Origin of the sequence: Bacillus paramycoides, from assembly GCF_001884235.1 — a bacterium.
GTDB classification, from domain to species: Bacteria; Bacillota; Bacilli; order Bacillales; family Bacillaceae_G; genus Bacillus_A; species Bacillus_A paramycoides.
The window spans coordinates 1-227 of the sequence record NZ_MAOI01000047.1 but is presented as its reverse complement, the minus strand read 5'-3'; the positions used below and the strand labels follow the sequence as shown (position 1 = coordinate 227).

The 227-nt window shown below is 40.1% G+C and carries 1 protein-coding gene; it reads left to right on the top strand.

Features of this window, described 5'->3' with window-relative positions; genetic code table 11:
• A partial coding sequence (locus BAU28_RS07630) for a Cna B-type domain-containing protein (protein WP_116500333.1) occupies positions 1 to 227 on the top strand: 227 nt, incomplete at both ends.

Below are 227 nucleotides of genomic sequence, written 5' to 3'. Positions count from 1 at the left end.
TAGAAGGAACAAAAACGTGGAACGATAACAACGCAACAGATCGTCCAAGCTCGATTAAAGTAGACTTACTCCAAAACGGTAAAGTAGTAGATACAAAAGAAGTAACAGCGGCAACAAATTGGAAGTACACGTTTGAAAAGCTACAAGCATACGATACAAACGGGGTAGCGTACAAGTACGAAGTGAAAGAACAGTCAGTAGCTGGATATGAATCCAAAGTAAACGGT